17 protein-coding genes are annotated in these 13,975 nt (G+C 34.8%); 3 read left to right on the plus strand and 14 right to left on the minus strand.

Annotation, left to right across the window (positions count from 1 at the left end):
* Positions 1-7: 7 nt before the first annotated feature.
* From IJE64_RS03780 to IJE64_RS03795, 4 genes are all read right to left on the minus strand, one after another.
* Positions 8-2,008, minus strand: coding sequence for a V-type ATP synthase subunit I (locus IJE64_RS03780; RefSeq protein ID WP_292782245.1), 2,001 nt, complete (start codon positions 2,006-2,008; stop codon positions 8-10).
* An 11-nt stretch (positions 2,009-2,019) separates the two neighbouring features.
* On the minus strand, positions 2,020-2,334 hold the full coding sequence (locus tag IJE64_RS03785; protein WP_292782248.1) for a V-type ATP synthase subunit H: 315 nt from the start codon (positions 2,332-2,334) through the stop codon (positions 2,020-2,022).
* 165 nt (positions 2,335-2,499) lie between these two features.
* Positions 2,500-2,850 carry a hypothetical protein gene (locus tag IJE64_RS03790; protein WP_292782250.1) on the minus strand — a complete coding sequence of 117 codons (351 nt, stop codon included), beginning with the start codon at positions 2,848-2,850 and terminating at the stop codon, positions 2,500-2,502.
* A gap of 179 nt (positions 2,851-3,029) precedes the next feature.
* The gene (locus IJE64_RS03795) at positions 3,030-3,437 is read right to left on the minus strand and encodes a hypothetical protein (protein ID WP_292782253.1); all 408 of its coding nucleotides are present in this window, start codon (positions 3,435-3,437) and stop codon (positions 3,030-3,032) included.
* Between the two features lie 202 nt (positions 3,438-3,639).
* Between IJE64_RS03795 and IJE64_RS03800 the strand changes: the two genes are divergently transcribed.
* The gene (locus IJE64_RS03800; RefSeq protein ID WP_292782255.1) at positions 3,640-3,969 is read left to right on the plus strand and encodes a hypothetical protein; all 330 of its coding nucleotides are present in this window, start codon (positions 3,640-3,642) and stop codon (positions 3,967-3,969) included.
* On the opposite strand, the gene IJE64_RS03805 is transcribed toward IJE64_RS03800, so the two are convergent.
* The 9 genes from IJE64_RS03805 to IJE64_RS03845 form a co-directional block, all read right to left on the minus strand.
* Positions 3,959-4,297 carry a hypothetical protein gene (locus IJE64_RS03805; protein WP_292782257.1) on the minus strand — a complete coding sequence of 113 codons (339 nt, stop codon included), beginning with the start codon at positions 4,295-4,297 and terminating at the stop codon, positions 3,959-3,961. The two genes, IJE64_RS03800 and IJE64_RS03805, sit on opposite strands and share 11 nt — an antisense overlap.
* Before the next feature lies 1 nt (position 4,298).
* Positions 4,299-4,808 (minus strand): nitroreductase family protein, encoded by a 510-nt coding sequence (locus IJE64_RS03810; RefSeq protein WP_292782259.1) that lies wholly within the window; start codon positions 4,806-4,808, stop codon positions 4,299-4,301.
* Between the two features lie 7 nt (positions 4,809-4,815).
* Positions 4,816-5,610, minus strand: a complete 795-nt coding sequence (locus IJE64_RS03815) for a citryl-CoA lyase (protein WP_292782263.1) — start codon at positions 5,608-5,610, stop codon at positions 4,816-4,818.
* 42 nt (positions 5,611-5,652) lie between these two features.
* On the minus strand, positions 5,653-6,525 hold the full coding sequence (locus tag IJE64_RS03820) for a fumarate hydratase (RefSeq protein ID WP_292782265.1): 873 nt from the start codon (positions 6,523-6,525) through the stop codon (positions 5,653-5,655).
* Positions 6,526-6,529: 4 nt separating this feature from the next.
* The gene (locus IJE64_RS03825) at positions 6,530-7,432 is read right to left on the minus strand and encodes a peptidase (protein ID WP_292782480.1); all 903 of its coding nucleotides are present in this window, start codon (positions 7,430-7,432) and stop codon (positions 6,530-6,532) included.
* Position 7,433: 1 nt separating this feature from the next.
* Positions 7,434-8,840 carry an MmgE/PrpD family protein gene (locus tag IJE64_RS03830; RefSeq protein WP_292782269.1) on the minus strand — a complete coding sequence of 469 codons (1,407 nt, stop codon included), beginning with the start codon at positions 8,838-8,840 and terminating at the stop codon, positions 7,434-7,436.
* Positions 8,841-8,919: 79 nt separating this feature from the next.
* Positions 8,920-9,411 carry a hypothetical protein gene (locus IJE64_RS03835; protein WP_292782272.1) on the minus strand — a complete coding sequence of 164 codons (492 nt, stop codon included), beginning with the start codon at positions 9,409-9,411 and terminating at the stop codon, positions 8,920-8,922.
* Positions 9,411-10,331: a DUF3100 domain-containing protein gene (locus IJE64_RS03840; protein ID WP_394355589.1), complete on the minus strand. Its 921-nt coding sequence runs from the start codon at positions 10,329-10,331 to the stop codon at positions 9,411-9,413. The genes IJE64_RS03835 and IJE64_RS03840 overlap by 1 nt, the downstream gene beginning before the upstream one ends.
* Positions 10,332-10,530: 199 nt before the next feature.
* Entirely contained in the window at positions 10,531-11,796 is a 1,266-nt protein-coding gene (locus tag IJE64_RS03845) for a tRNA(Ile)(2)-agmatinylcytidine synthase (RefSeq protein WP_292782276.1), read from the minus strand.
* Between the two features lie 58 nt (positions 11,797-11,854).
* On the opposite strand from IJE64_RS03845, the gene IJE64_RS03850 reads away from it, so the two are divergent.
* Both IJE64_RS03850 and IJE64_RS03855 read left to right on the plus strand, forming a co-directional pair.
* A complete protein-coding gene (locus IJE64_RS03850) occupies positions 11,855-12,787 on the plus strand; it encodes a transcriptional regulator (protein WP_292782279.1) in 933 nt (310 codons plus the stop codon).
* A gap of 10 nt (positions 12,788-12,797) precedes the next feature.
* Positions 12,798-13,184: a hypothetical protein gene (locus IJE64_RS03855; protein ID WP_292782281.1), complete on the plus strand. Its 387-nt coding sequence runs from the start codon at positions 12,798-12,800 to the stop codon at positions 13,182-13,184.
* Here the strand turns inward: IJE64_RS03855 and IJE64_RS03860 are convergent.
* Entirely contained in the window at positions 13,181-13,975 is a 795-nt protein-coding gene (locus IJE64_RS03860; protein WP_292782283.1) for a hypothetical protein, read from the minus strand. The genes IJE64_RS03855 and IJE64_RS03860 overlap by 4 nt on opposite strands.

Genomic DNA, 13,975 nt, shown 5'->3' on the forward strand with positions numbered 1-13,975 from the left:
AAAAATTTTAATTTTTAACTTTAGTAAATGTTCTTTTTGCTTTGAAAGCTTCGAATTTTCCTTTACCTGCCATGAAGAATTGTGAGAAGAACTCAACATAGTTAAGACGTAAAGCGTTAATAAATGCACCCAATACTTGGAAAGCAAAGTTTGCAATATGACCAAATATGAATATGATTATTGCAAGCACTATTCCTGCAAATGGAACCATACCGTTTATCATTACAGCTAAGATGTTTACTGTCATAGCGATACCGCCAGTAGCCAAACATAATGCTAAAAGACGAGCAAATGATAAAACGTCTCCCATGAAACCGAAGACATCCATTAAACCATATGCGCCGTTAGCCCATACTAACATTCCAAGAGCAGCAATTATTAATATTCCGCCCAAAATCAAGCCAATCATACCGAGCATTCCCATATATCCTAATGCAAGGAAAATAATACCCGCTTCGAAAACAAACCAAACGATTTGAGAACCGATAGCCTCTTTAGTATTGCCATATCTTAAGTTATTGATTGCACCTATGATAAATCCTATATTTACATATATAAGACCGAGAGCAATAGCGATTAACAAAATAGTGTCCGGGTGTTTGAATGCTTCAACTGGCGCAAATACTGTCGGTAAACGGAAACCTGCTATTCTTTCCGGGAAATCCCCAATGAAACCGTTGGTCAACAAACCCAGTATAACAGCCCACAGACCGGACCAGATTAAAATCCAACCGAAAGAATGCATTGATTCTTTGATTTTTCCTAGACCTTTCAATAAAACAACACCAATGGCCGCTACTACCAAACCATAAACTGCATCGGTTAAACAGAAACCGAAGAATAATGGGAAGGTGATTGCAACAAATATTGTTGGATCCATTTCGTTATAACGTACTGGAGAGTACATATCAACGAGGTATTCGAAAGGTTTTGCATACCATCCGTTTTGTTGTAAAACAGGAACGTCTTCATCATCTGTACCTTCGACTTCAATTAATTCGAAAGCACAGTGGCCTTCAGAACATTTTTCAACTAATTGTTCAACTTTTTCAGTGTCTTTTACAGGCACCCATGCTTCAAGCACATAAGAATCTTTAGTTTGAACAAAAGAGGAAAGGATTTCGTTCTTTTCTTTTTCATTTTCTAATTGTTCTTTGAGAGCCAATATCTCATCATCCCATTGTTCAGCAACTGCTCTTAATTCTTTTTTAACAGCATCACGTTCTGATTCAATGGTTAACAATCTGGAATCAGCTTTTGAAATAATATGTTGAGGAGTACCTTCAACATCACCTACTTCAATTTTCTCAAAGTCGAATTTACGAAGTGTTGAATAAACATCATCACTAAATTCTTTTAATGTCACTACAGTGATAATTTCTCCATCTTTATCATCCATAGGAACTGTAAATACTTCTAATTCGTCTGTCAAGTTACTTAATTCATTTTTGATTTCTGAAGTAGATTCAGCATTAATCCTACCAACAGTAGTAGAAGTGTACTTTGAATCTTTTAAAAGAGCTAAATCCATGTCAAAATTAGATAAGCGATTAGCCAAACTTTTATTAGACTTTAGTTCACTTGTTTCAGCGTCGAGTGCGGCTAGTTTTCCTTCAATAACGCTTGTTTTACCCTCTACTTGAGCTAAAGTGTCTTCAGCTTTTTCAATGAAAGCTTCCGTATCTAAAGCCTCTACTTCTTTTTGAACAGGTAAATCTGGACTAATAAAAGACATTGCTAAGTCTTTTAACCCATGGCCTTCTGATAAAGAATTTCCTAATAGTTCAGATATACCGTTTGTTTTCATAAGAAGAGAAGATAATTTTCCAGTATATGGAGTAGCTTTTGCAGGAGTAACTAACTCCGCTAATTCAGGATCTTGCTGAACGCTATCAGAAATATCACTGACTTGTATAAGCCCGGATTCGTGGAGAGCATCCACTGTAGGAGCTACATACTTGTCCAGTGTAACAATTCTAATTTTACGCATTCTAGCTGTCTTGAACATATAATCTCACACTACAAAATATTTTTGACAATAATTGAAGCAGCATCATCAACATTTGCCATAGCTTTGTCTTTTAAGGCTTTAACATCACCTTTAGACTGCTCAGCAATTGATTGTGCTTCTATTTTAGCTTTATCTTCTGCATCAAAAACAGTATTTTTAGCTTCTTCTTCTGCTGCAATTTTAGCTTCAGAAACAATTTCCTCAGCTTTTAATCTTGATTCAGCAATTAAATCTTTTGATTGAGATTCTGAATCAATAATAAGTTGTTCAGCATCCGCTTCAGCTTTTTTTATCATTGCGATTGCGTCTGATATCTCTGCCATAATAAATCACCATGGTGTATTTATTTTTATTGTGCAATATATATATCTTTTACTATTTAATATTTGTAAAAATAGCTAAAATTTAAATTAGAATAAAAAAAAGCATTCAAATTATAAAATTTACATGAAAAAATAATAGAAAAAAAAGAATAAAAGATAAATCAATTATCTATAAAACCATTTCAGGATACCAGACGGTAATTTCCGTTTATAAGCAAGAATTGATATTACTATAATAATCAAACCCACTACAATGAGTTCTATGTTGTATGGATATTCCAAAAATGCATACCCTGCAACAGCAATGATAATACCTTCAAAGAAAAATACTGCTTTAGTCCAACTAGGATTAAATAATATCACCATATATGCAACAGCAATCAAAATCAAAACTATTGCAGTAGCAATAACATCATTTGTTATCGGTTGATGATTAAAAAACGGATAAATTCCCCAAATAATCAATGCCAATGCTAACATTACACCCAATAATTTAAACATTTTAACGTTTGCCATAATATTATGTTTAAGAATGTTATTATTAAAATTTTTCATGAAAAATATATGGATTATTTTAGAAAAAGATGGTATACACAATTATGATGAAAAAATATTGAAAAATTATAATTTTGAGCTTTTAAAACCTTGCATATTCTTTTTTAGATTAAAAAAAAATAAAGCAAAAAATAGAAAGATTATTTTCTACTTCTTATGAAACCAGCCCCAATTATAGCCATAGCAGCAACTAATACTGCTAACGGATTACCAGTAGCTGGACTGTTCACAGGGTTATCGGAGTTTTCTGGATTTTCAGAACCTTCTGGACTTTCAGAACCTTCTGGACTTTCAGAACCCAACGCCATCACATCATCTGTCGGTTCTGTGAGATTTCCATCCTCGCCTATTTCCTCTTCATCAGTGTCATCCTCAAGGTCTGCATCATCAGTTCCTTCATCACCTTCACCGTCTGTTGTGTCATCATCAATTGTTGTGTCATCATCTGCAATAATGTCGCCAGCATCGTCAACCGCTGAAACTGCAGTTGCACTCATGATTACAACAAATACGGCAAAGATAGCTATTAAGCTCTTATTTAATCTCATATTTTCACCTCCTAAAATCTTTATTAAAAGTTACATTGTTTTGTTAAATATAGTTTACTATAGTTATTAACTTTTTAAAATACAAAATCTTTCATAAATTTGATTTTCTTTGTGAGGTTGAAAAATTCACTATTTACCATATAACACTTAACACAAACTAAACTTCATAGTATTTATATCATCATATCCAGATGTTATTAACATGGATAGAGCAGTTTTGATTATTTTAAATGAAAACTTTTCACTAACACTTGACGGTGAAATAAAAAATAATAAACTTAAAGATAAAAAATTTTCACCCGGAAGCGACATTTGGACAGAAGAGCTTCCACGACTGGGTTTCAGTGATGAAAATGTTCAAAAGGACTATGATGAATTCATCTCAGACATCATGAGCCTGTTTACAGAACCTGGCGTTGATGAAGTGTTCCTTGATGCGAAAATAGGTGAGGAATCAGAATACCTAAACGGCAAAAAGCCATTGCTAATAAGAAAAATAGAAGAGTATAGCGTAGATGAAATCATAGAATAGCATTGGCCTTATTCAATACTTCATCCATGTCACTGAATTCCAGAGGTTCACCCTCTTCAGATACCTTTTCCGTTGTAATCAAAACATTTGGAGAAGCCCATATATATGAATACATGAAATAACCAACATTCACGAAAATCAGAAAAGAAATTGAAGACAATGCAATGATTAAACATATTGCATGTATCAATAGATTGCCATATCTTCTCTTTCTCATCAAGATGAAATTCTTGTCTTCATCAACCAACTTGAATTTTTTTTGGGACAACTCCTCTGAAATCTTTTTCATTTCTTTGGGAGTGTCTGCACCCAATATCAATAGCTTCATATTAATCTTTATAAACTACAAATTCATCCAATTCTTTTCTTGGAGTATCACGAGGCTCTGCATTACCATAACCTAAAGGGGTGAACAATACCGGCTCCTCATTTTCATCCAAGTCCAAGAACTTGTGAGCCTCATACTTTTTAAATGCACCTATATAACATGTTCCAAGACCAACATCCCAAGCTGCAAGAATCATATGATCCATTACAATTGTTGCGTCTATATCAGCGATGTTTTTTCCATCCCAAGGTCTTGTCCATGCCTTATCCCTTTGTGCAACAACGCATAAAGCATAAGGAGCCTCAGTAAACCATTTAGCAGCATAGATTTTGGATAATTCTTCCTTATATTTTTTGGTGTCAATTACATAGACTTTAAATGCCTGCGCATTGACTCCTGTTGGAGCGATTGTTGCTGCATTTAGAACATATTCCAACTTTTCTTTCTCCACTTCCTTATCCAAATAGCCTCTAACACTATAACGTTCTTTAATAACATCTATAAATTCCATTTTATCTTCAACCTTCGTAAATTATATCATCCAAATCGCAAAAACGCCTGAATTCTTCTTCATCCATTTTTTCTTCATGAATATGAGCAATAATGCCTGGGAGTCTGCCTATCATGAAAATTCCCAAACCCAAATCTGGAGTAAAACCCAAATCAGATAATATGGCTGCATTGGCACCATCCACATTGAGTCTAATTTTCTTTTTTTCATATGCCAAGTCTTCAACGGCAAGAGCAAGTTTGATATGGGGTCCAACAAAGCCCTGCTTAATTACAAGCTCCATCAATTTATCCGCCCTCGGGTCAACATTATGATACCTATGTCCAAAACCGGGTATCTTTTTATCACCAACGATATACTCATTGAAAATTTCAATAGCCAAACTGGCAATCTGCTTATTGTCAATGTTTGAGTCTTCAGTCAAATACAAAGAACCAATCTTTGATTGATACAACTCCATTGTTTTTTCAATGGCTCCAGCATGTTTATGACCAAAAGATAAAAATGCTCCTGCTACAGCCGAATTTAAAGGCGAACCGGATGATGCGACAAGACGAGCTGTCTGAGTACTCGGAGGAGTCGCCCCGTGATCACAGAATGAAACCAAAACCTGATTAAATATTCTTCCCTCGGTTATTGAAGGAAGCCTTCCTTTTAAAATTAAATAAACCATATCACTATATCTAATCTTTTCAATCAAATCCCTCTGATTATAACCTCTAGTGACAATTTTATCTGTTTCCACTTTAGATATAGCTGTTTTTAAAGAATGCTGGTTGACTTTAAAATTATTTTCTTGCATTTTAATGTATCCTTAATCTCAATTAATAATTAATATATTTTCTTACAATTTTAATGTTGCTACTCTCGGTTCGACAAAACATGACGGCCTAACAGCAACAATTCTAACCCCACTTGCCCTCTGATTGCCGATGTTAACATAAGAACCTAAAACAGTGGCATTTCCCCCAAAACCTAATGGACCAATACCTGTTTCATTTAATTTAGAGGTAACTTGTTTTTCAATTTCACTCATATCATCCAAATTGCCATAGGCGATTGATTTTAAAAGAAGCGCATTCGCTTCATAGTGTGTTCTTCCAATTCCAATAGACGGAATTGATGGAGTGCAACCCAATGCCCTCAACGAATCTTTTAACCAACCACAGGCCGTATCGATAACATTTGAAAAAGAGCGCTTATGATATACCCTAAATGTTTTAGCCCTGATTTCCGGACCTCCACCTTCAAGGATAAAATGAATATTCAATGTATCCGGAGAGATATCTCTCCTGTAACTCGATTCATCATTTCTGGAATCTATTAAAATTGAAGCTGGCTTGAGCATGCCTGGTTTTTCAAATAAACCTTCACTTTGCTCAATTCTTTCAATTTCACCACCCTTTACCGCCATAGGTCTTGCAGGAAGATTATTTAAGCCCAAAGCTATTCCTTCATGAATTTGATTTATTAGCTCCCCTGAAACTTCCCTTTGTGAACCCAACTCTATGATTACATGAGGAATTCCAGTATCATCACATAACGGGAATCTGGTCTTTTGGCTAACTTCATAATTTTCTAAAATTTGTGATAAGGCCCAACGGGCATTTTCATTATTCTCTTTCAAAATGGCCCTATTTAGTGCATTCAATTTATCTTCAGACAAGGTGGTGGATGCTTTAATGATTGAATCGGAAATATCGTCTAAAATATCCATATAATCACTCAGGAATTGATAAATCACTAGATTGATTAGGAGATGCAACAGCATCAGGACAATAAGAATCAATCACTCTTTTGACCAGCACAACTTGCTTTATGCGAGCTATTGCTTCTTTTTCTGTTGTATCCCAATTATGATTTGCGGCAACAGACCCTCCAGTTTTCAAATAAACCGGACTGGCAACATCAATGAAACTAGGAACTTCATAATGCCTTATAAAGCCGCCAGTGGACTTGGGATTTTCCGTATGCAAATCTAAAGAAATGTCGATGGCATTTCTAATTGCTGCAATCATAGGAATTTGCAAATCCCTAACTGGATTTAAAGAATTAAGACCCATTTCTTCAAGCATTACTGCAGAAGCAGGATTTGCATGTCCTGCATGGGCAGATAATTTAAAATGGACATTTTTTGGAATTTCACCTTCAATCCTCATTTTATTTAAAACCCAAAGCAATCCCTCATCATACAACAATATTCCTCGAACGCCAAGATCGCATGCCCTCTTTACATCCTCAATAGCATAAACTAAGTTGTCATAACCCCTAAGCCTATATCCAATTCTGCTTCCCTCTTTAGTGTGGGCAGTGGCTGACGTGTCATATGTTGCTCTTGGACCCACTGATAAAAACAACTCACAACCATAATTGATAGCCAAATCGACCATCTTTTTTATTTCATCATCACTTAAAAGCATTATTCCTTTTGTTTGGGTAACTCTGTGGATAAAAATATTGTTTTTAAAGGATTCCTTTAAAAGTGCACTCATTGCAATTGGAGATTGAATTCCCGGAACTTCAAAACGATATTGTCCACCATCACTAAAACGTTTGGATGATTTAAAATCGTCCCGAACTTCTCCAATTCCAACATTCTTTAAAAATTCTTTAGTATCGTCCATATTATCTACCATTCAACTTTTCAACGACATATTTCATGGAATAATCTTCTAGCGAATCTATTACCGTAAGATTTCTTATATCATATAAAGGGTTATTGGATTTGAATTTGTCAATCAATTCACTTAACTGGTATGGATTTTCAAAATCGCCTTTTGGAAGCAATGTAATATTCTGAAATACACCATTTCTGAATGCCTTGTCTAATTTAATAATAACATTAGACGGTCGTTTTTCAGGATACAGTTCATTTAACTGATCATCTGAAAGAATTATCATCCTGTTTACCAAATCTTTAATGCTGTTGACTTTATCGACAGTGGAATAGTTATCCAAAAGGCCAAATTCAATTAATTGATTTATATCATCAACAGTGACTTCGCCGACGACTAGCGATATTGCAACGGCATAAGGCAATGATTGCTTTAACTCTTCAATATTTTTAGGGTTGAAATTATTATGTTCGGCCGCAACGGAATACGTTTTTACGGCAATATTCTCTATATGCTCATATTCATCACCTATACTTGCCTTAAGCTTTAAAGCCGTGTCGATTGAAGAGTGAATATGTCTGCAAAATGGGTATTTCTTAAAGTAGATGTCTCTGACTCTTACCTTTCCTATATCTTTTATGATATCTTCAAAAGAAAAATTATCTACATCATAGCCATCATAGACCATTGTTTTTAAAAATCCTTCATTTCCCTCTAGAATAGTGCCACTGCCGGTAAATCCATTTCTCGCAAGAATTGCAGACAAGATTCCATTATATACTGCTTTTCCCGCATGAAGTGACTTGCCCATGGACCCTCCGTGATCTGATTCCAAAAGTCCTGCAGCTTGAGTTCCGCATAGGCCCAATGCATTTAAAATTTGATTATCATCAAGTTTCAACAGTTTTGAAGCGACGGTACCTGCAACAAAAGCACCAATAGTGCCGGTTGTATGAAATCCTTTATTCCTATGCATTGGATTTACCATCTTGCCAAGCAAGATTCCAACTTCATATCCAACAATGACTCCTTCTAAAAATTCTTTTCCGCTTAAATCATAACTTTCGGAGATTGCTAAAGCTGTTGGAAATATAACTGAACCCAAATGGATTTGAGCACCTCTGTGACCATCATCCAATTCCAATACGTGGGCAGAAACACCGTTTAGAAAACCTGCACTTAAAATATCAGTCTTTAAATTCCTTCCGATTACGGAAGCCTTTAAGTTTAGCTTGGAGTTTCCTGAAAATATTTCTTCAACTGTATTAAAAGCTATTTTTGAAGCATTCTCATTTGCGCCACGGTAAGTTACTCCAAAAAAATCTAAAAAAGCAGCTTTTACGGTGGTGATGGACTCCACAGTTGCTTGTTCATAACGATAGTTTGAAATAAATTTAGAAATATTTTTTAAAAACATAAAACACCTTAAGATAATATATGTTAAAAGTAGTATTAAAAATTTAACTAATGCCAAAAAACATCAGTTGAAAATTAATTTAAACTGCCGGAACACCGGTTAAAACCAATACTATATGGGCTACAATAGCTGCACCATAATATGTTGCTGCAATAACTAAAACAGTGATTACAATAGCTCTCCAACCTAAAGCCTTGAATTCATCCCAACTTTTACCCATACCAATACCAACATATGCTAAAAATACGGTGACAATAGATAAAAGTTCTACTTTGGACACATAATACAATACAAAATCAGATGTGGGCATTCCAGGAAATGCCAATAATATACCGAATATGCTTATATAAAGAATTGAAGAGACATTGAACGGCAAGTATCTTTCCAACCAAACCCCTGCAAGAGTAATAAGAGATAGAATACCCATACCCACCAAAGAATCGGTCATTGGATGCTTATAACCTAAATAATTACCAATCACGGTTATGACTGAAAATATAGCCAATAACAGAATCCAATTAAATATACCATGAACCGTGACATTTTCAGAACCGTCAATTAAATCAGGCATTATTCATCCTCCTTTTCAGGAATTATAGAATCTCTGCCAATTTTTGGTTCTAGCCAATTATACAGTCTTTCAGTTAATGGAATTGCAATAAACATTACAATATAGATACCAACACAGAATGAAAGCAGATTACTGAATCCTGCAAAAGCCTCAATTTGTGTTTCCAATCCAGGGAAAGCAGCAAGAGTCGGACCAATGGCTGCCGCATTCATACTGGCACTGCCTACCCCACTGGCCATAGCATATGCATAAGGATGGAGCGGTATGAATGATAATGAAAAGGTAACTAAAAAACTAATGAATATTGTACCGATTACGGTACCTATGATGAATATTGCGAACACTCCTCTTGATTGCGGAGAATTAAACCCGTATTTATCTACAACGACTGCAACATTAGGTTCCCTACCAATGGAATTAGTCATACCAATGGATTCTTTTTTAAATCCTAAAAGCAATGCAATTGGAAGCACTAAAATGGTTGCAAGGTGGCCCAATTCCTGTAGAATTAATGCGGGACCCATATCAAAAATCAAGCTTATTGACTGGCCGCTGGAAACAGCCAACTTGGCAATTAGAACACCGATGAAAAGCATCATTGCTCCTTCAGCAATACGAGCTTGCTTTCTTTGAATCCATTTGATGGGTTTGGCCAAATAAAAAACAAGCCCTAAAATAATAGTATAGATTAAAGGCATTATGGTAATGGCTACATCTTTTGTTATCGGGATTTTTATAGTACCGATTAATTCCGCAATAACAACCAGAATGAGTACGGTTATATGCAATCGGTAATCTCTCCAGGGATTCTTCTTCAAAATCCTCTTATCCGTTTTTTCACGATAAATATGTTCAACTTGTCCATCTTTATTTGGAATAAAAATCCGCTCCCAAAAATGTAACCCTTCAAAAAAGTTTATCAGTATAATATATTTTCCTAAAACATATTATTTAAATGGATAGCATTTAACTTTAAAAATATCACTAAATGAGAACAAAAACTAGTAATACTATTCCTATAATATGAATAAAAATGACAATGTTAAAGCAAAAATCATGCTCTCAATAACTGAGTTTGTACAATTAAACTCAAAATGAAATGACAATAATCAGCCATAATCATAAATTCATACGACAAAGTGGTTTTGAAAGGTGTCGCCTTGCAGAAACCGGTGTTTCATAAAATTGGAAATTTTTTAAAGATCTTTGGATTTTGACAGGAACTTTTTTACTGGATTTTATTTTCCTGCCACATTTTTTGCATTTGAACCCTTTATTCTTACCTGCGGAAGTCATCCTTTTTCCACATTCACAAATCGGATTTTTATACTCAACATCATTTAATTTTATAACTTGAAATTTTTCAATATTAAACGTATTCTGCTCACCAATTCCGCCGTATACCCTAATAAAATCGCCAGGACGCAAGTGAGAAACTGTATGCCTGAAGTTTTTGGTTGGCTCATATGCACCGCATTCTATTTCTCCGGAATCATCCCCCAGATAAAAGAACATGTGCCCCCCATCAATAATTTTTGGCCTGTTTTTAACAGTCCCGCAAACCTCATAGCATCCGAATTGCTTCATTGAGGAGATGTTTTCTGCTTTTTGAATGTGCATATCAGTATGCTGGTTTGTCTTAAAAATGCAAAAGTCTGCAATTGGTTCTTCAACCTTAACAATATCTTTTGCTTTTTTTAATGAATCGACATTATTTGATCTTATTCCATATAAAACCGGGCACGGTGTTTTTGGTTCGATTGCTATATAGTTTTCAGAATAATCTATATTTTCAAAAGTGTCAGGATAAGTCTCCTCATCCATCTTATAAACGGACTCATAATCAATGAGCCTTTCTGTTCCATAATTTTCAGATGCCCTGTAGGTAAGCAATTCAAAAGTATGGTCCTCTAAAGGAAGACTGATGGCCGCAATAGACCCAATTATCCCCCTTCCCTTTTTGAATTTATGAATCTCGCACCCTGCAGATTTTCCAAATTCCTCCGCTTCCTCAATTGTGATGAATTCATGAATTGCCCTGAATGCATAATCCTCCATTTCGGAAGTGATGTCACCTTCATAAAAAATTACTCCAGGGTTTGTATTGTCACAGTCAAACATCGAAAGGTTTTCAACTTCATCTAAAACAATTTGGCGAGCCAAGTTAGCTTTTCCGTCATTTTTAATTTTAAAGCTAACCCCTCCATTGCCCCTTGTTTTGAATCTTGCAAAGGGATTCAATCTAATCAATCTGGGATAATCCAATAGTTCAATGTCATTTTCATTTAATTTATTAATGATTTGGCTTGCCAGATATGTTGTGCACATTCCATCAGGGGAGTCCGTATCATCTATGCCAATATGTAAAACATTAATTATAATCACCTTTAAATATACAAATATATTAGATGTTAAAACAATATATAGTTAAGAGGTATTGAACATGTTAACTAGAGGAAACCTGCTACAGCAAATTGAAAATTTACTAAAGTCACAGGGTTTTAAAACCTCCGATGTCTATGAACAGGGTTCATTCGATTTGGTAGCAAGAAAAAACCTATTAATTTTACTTCTAAAAACATTTTTAAATATTGATAGCATCAATGAGCACAATGCCCATGAAATGAAGCAATTGGCGAATATCTTCTTAGCTTCACCCATAATAATAGGCGAAAAATCAAGGAACGGGCTCCTTGAAGAGGGAGTAATCTATGAAAGATATGAAATTCCGACAATCGGTTTTGATACCTTTAAAAACATGATTTTATACAATGAATATCCAGAAATCCTGGCTGACCGTGGAGGATATTTCGTGAAAATTGATGGAAATGTCATAAAGCAATACCGTGAAGAATATTCAATGTCACTGAAAGATTTAGCTAATCTGGCGCATGTTTCAAGAGCAACAATGTATAAATATGAAAATGGGATTGTCCGTGCAAATACGGAAACTGCAATGATTCTAGAAGAAATCCTCAATACAAAAGTTACTTTAGACATTGACCTGTTAAAACAACCACAAAAGGAAGATATTGAATATAGCGATGACGTTAACGATTTATCAAAGCTAGGTTATGGCGTTCTATCAACCGCTAAAAGTCCATTTGATGCGGTTGCAAAAATGAAAAGTTCAGATAAACATTCGCCGTTGATGGCCAACGTTGAAAAAAATAGAACAGAGAAAACTTTAAAAAGAATGGCAGTGCCCCTAAAAGACCTGTCGATGGTTACAACATCAGAACCAGTTTTTATAATTAATAACGATAAAATAAAAGAATCAATCGGCACGATTCCCGTCATTAAGTCTTGGGAGTTAAAGGAATTTGAAAATTCAAAAGAATTATTAAAAATGATTAAAGAAAGAAAAGAAAACTAGAGTGGTAAATATGGAAGAACTGCAAATTACAGACATGGAAAATCACCCAATAAAATGGGTTTGCAACTATAAGGGCCAAAAAGCTATTGGAATTTGTGGAAAAACACAAAAAATAGCTATGTTTGCATCAGATGAAAGAGTTTCAAGAATCCTGGATGACATTGTCATTGGAACCGATGAAGCTCAGGAAGGATACGGCTGTGAAGAGAAAAACAGATGCTGTAATTTCGACTGCAAATTATGTGAAATCTCCCCAAGACAGTACCTGCAGATTACAGGTAAAAAACCATCCAACAAAAATATTAAAGACCTAATAAATGGATTAAAAGATCTAAACGATTCTCTAAAAGAAGAAGGGCACATTCCATTTGAAGAATACGAAATCGTGAAGCTTTAGAATTCTTTTAAAAGTGAGAAATCTTCTTTCGCTTCATCGCAGCTTGCCACTCCAAGAGCAATAACATCAATATAATCTATGCTTTTAAAAAAAGTAAATGCCTCTTTTGGTTTTAAAACACCTGCCGCAAGAGCTCTTGTAGCTATTATTTTTTTATCCAACATGAGTAATTTCTGCTTAAAATCCTCCCTTTGAGATGCATTAAAAGCTGAAATATCCATCATATAAGACAATGAATTGAATGGAATCATAAAAAAATCAAATAGATTTAAATCCATCTTTTCAGGAAGCAAAGCTGCAGTTTTAGACGGAAATGAAGTAACAAGACCTGAAAGACAACCTGCATTATTAATTTCAGTCAATATCTTTGAGGTCAATCTCCAATCATGAGCGTCAACAATAAATTCATCGACAAGCATCAAAGGACAATCATATCCTGAAAACAATTCAATGTCCTCATCCCAATCGGCTTCTTTTGCAACTTCATAATTGGGATTCAAATAATCCACATCGGATTTTCCGACAGTTGCAATAACTTCCATCTTACAATCATTTTCACAAGCTATATCATAAGCTTCAAGCAAATTAGAATCATTTACCAAGTTTATTGCCCGTATTCCCCGATTATAAGACTCAATTATTACATCAGCGATATTTTGAGGATTAGAGTACAAATCTATTTCATAAATTCTTGCACGATGTCCAAAATAGGGCTCTGCAATGAACGGACCATAACCCAAAATTGCTTTCGGAATCGATTTGCCTTTAACTTCCAAATCCTCAAAAAACAT

The organism is Methanobrevibacter sp., assembly GCF_017409525.1.
GTDB lineage: Archaea > Methanobacteriota > Methanobacteria > Methanobacteriales > Methanobacteriaceae > Methanocatella.

What these genes read in the sequence shown, in the direction of transcription:
- IJE64_RS03780 (WP_292782245.1), bottom strand. Translation starts at nt 2,008, where the DNA reads ATGTTCAAGACAGCTAGAATGCGTAAAATTAGAATTGTTACACTGGAC.
- IJE64_RS03785 (WP_292782248.1), bottom strand. Translation starts at nt 2,334, where the DNA reads ATGGCAGAGATATCAGACGCAATCGCAATGATAAAAAAAGCTGAAGCG.
- IJE64_RS03790 (WP_292782250.1), bottom strand. Translation starts at nt 2,850, where the DNA reads ATGGCAAACGTTAAAATGTTTAAATTATTGGGTGTAATGTTAGCATTG.
- IJE64_RS03795 (WP_292782253.1), bottom strand. Translation starts at nt 3,437, where the DNA reads ATGAGATTAAATAAGAGCTTAATAGCTATCTTTGCCGTATTTGTTGTA.
- IJE64_RS03800 (WP_292782255.1), top strand. Translation starts at nt 3,640, where the DNA reads ATGGATAGAGCAGTTTTGATTATTTTAAATGAAAACTTTTCACTAACA.
- IJE64_RS03805 (WP_292782257.1), bottom strand. Translation starts at nt 4,297, where the DNA reads ATGAAGCTATTGATATTGGGTGCAGACACTCCCAAAGAAATGAAAAAG.
- IJE64_RS03810 (WP_292782259.1), bottom strand. Translation starts at nt 4,808, where the DNA reads ATGGAATTTATAGATGTTATTAAAGAACGTTATAGTGTTAGAGGCTAT.
- IJE64_RS03815 (WP_292782263.1), bottom strand. Translation starts at nt 5,610, where the DNA reads ATGCAAGAAAATAATTTTAAAGTCAACCAGCATTCTTTAAAAACAGCT.
- IJE64_RS03820 (WP_292782265.1), bottom strand. Translation starts at nt 6,525, where the DNA reads ATGGATATTTTAGACGATATTTCCGATTCAATCATTAAAGCATCCACC.
- IJE64_RS03825 (WP_292782480.1), bottom strand. Translation starts at nt 7,432, where the DNA reads ATGGACGATACTAAAGAATTTTTAAAGAATGTTGGAATTGGAGAAGTT.
- IJE64_RS03830 (WP_292782269.1), bottom strand. Translation starts at nt 8,840, where the DNA reads ATGTTTTTAAAAAATATTTCTAAATTTATTTCAAACTATCGTTATGAA.
- IJE64_RS03835 (WP_292782272.1), bottom strand. Translation starts at nt 9,411, where the DNA reads ATGCCTGATTTAATTGACGGTTCTGAAAATGTCACGGTTCATGGTATA.
- IJE64_RS03850 (WP_292782279.1), top strand. Translation starts at nt 11,855, where the DNA reads ATGTTAACTAGAGGAAACCTGCTACAGCAAATTGAAAATTTACTAAAG.
- IJE64_RS03855 (WP_292782281.1), top strand. Translation starts at nt 12,798, where the DNA reads ATGGAAGAACTGCAAATTACAGACATGGAAAATCACCCAATAAAATGG.
- IJE64_RS03860 (WP_292782283.1), bottom strand. Translation starts at nt 13,975, where the DNA reads ATGTTTTTTGAGGATTTGGAAGTTAAAGGCAAATCGATTCCGAAAGCA.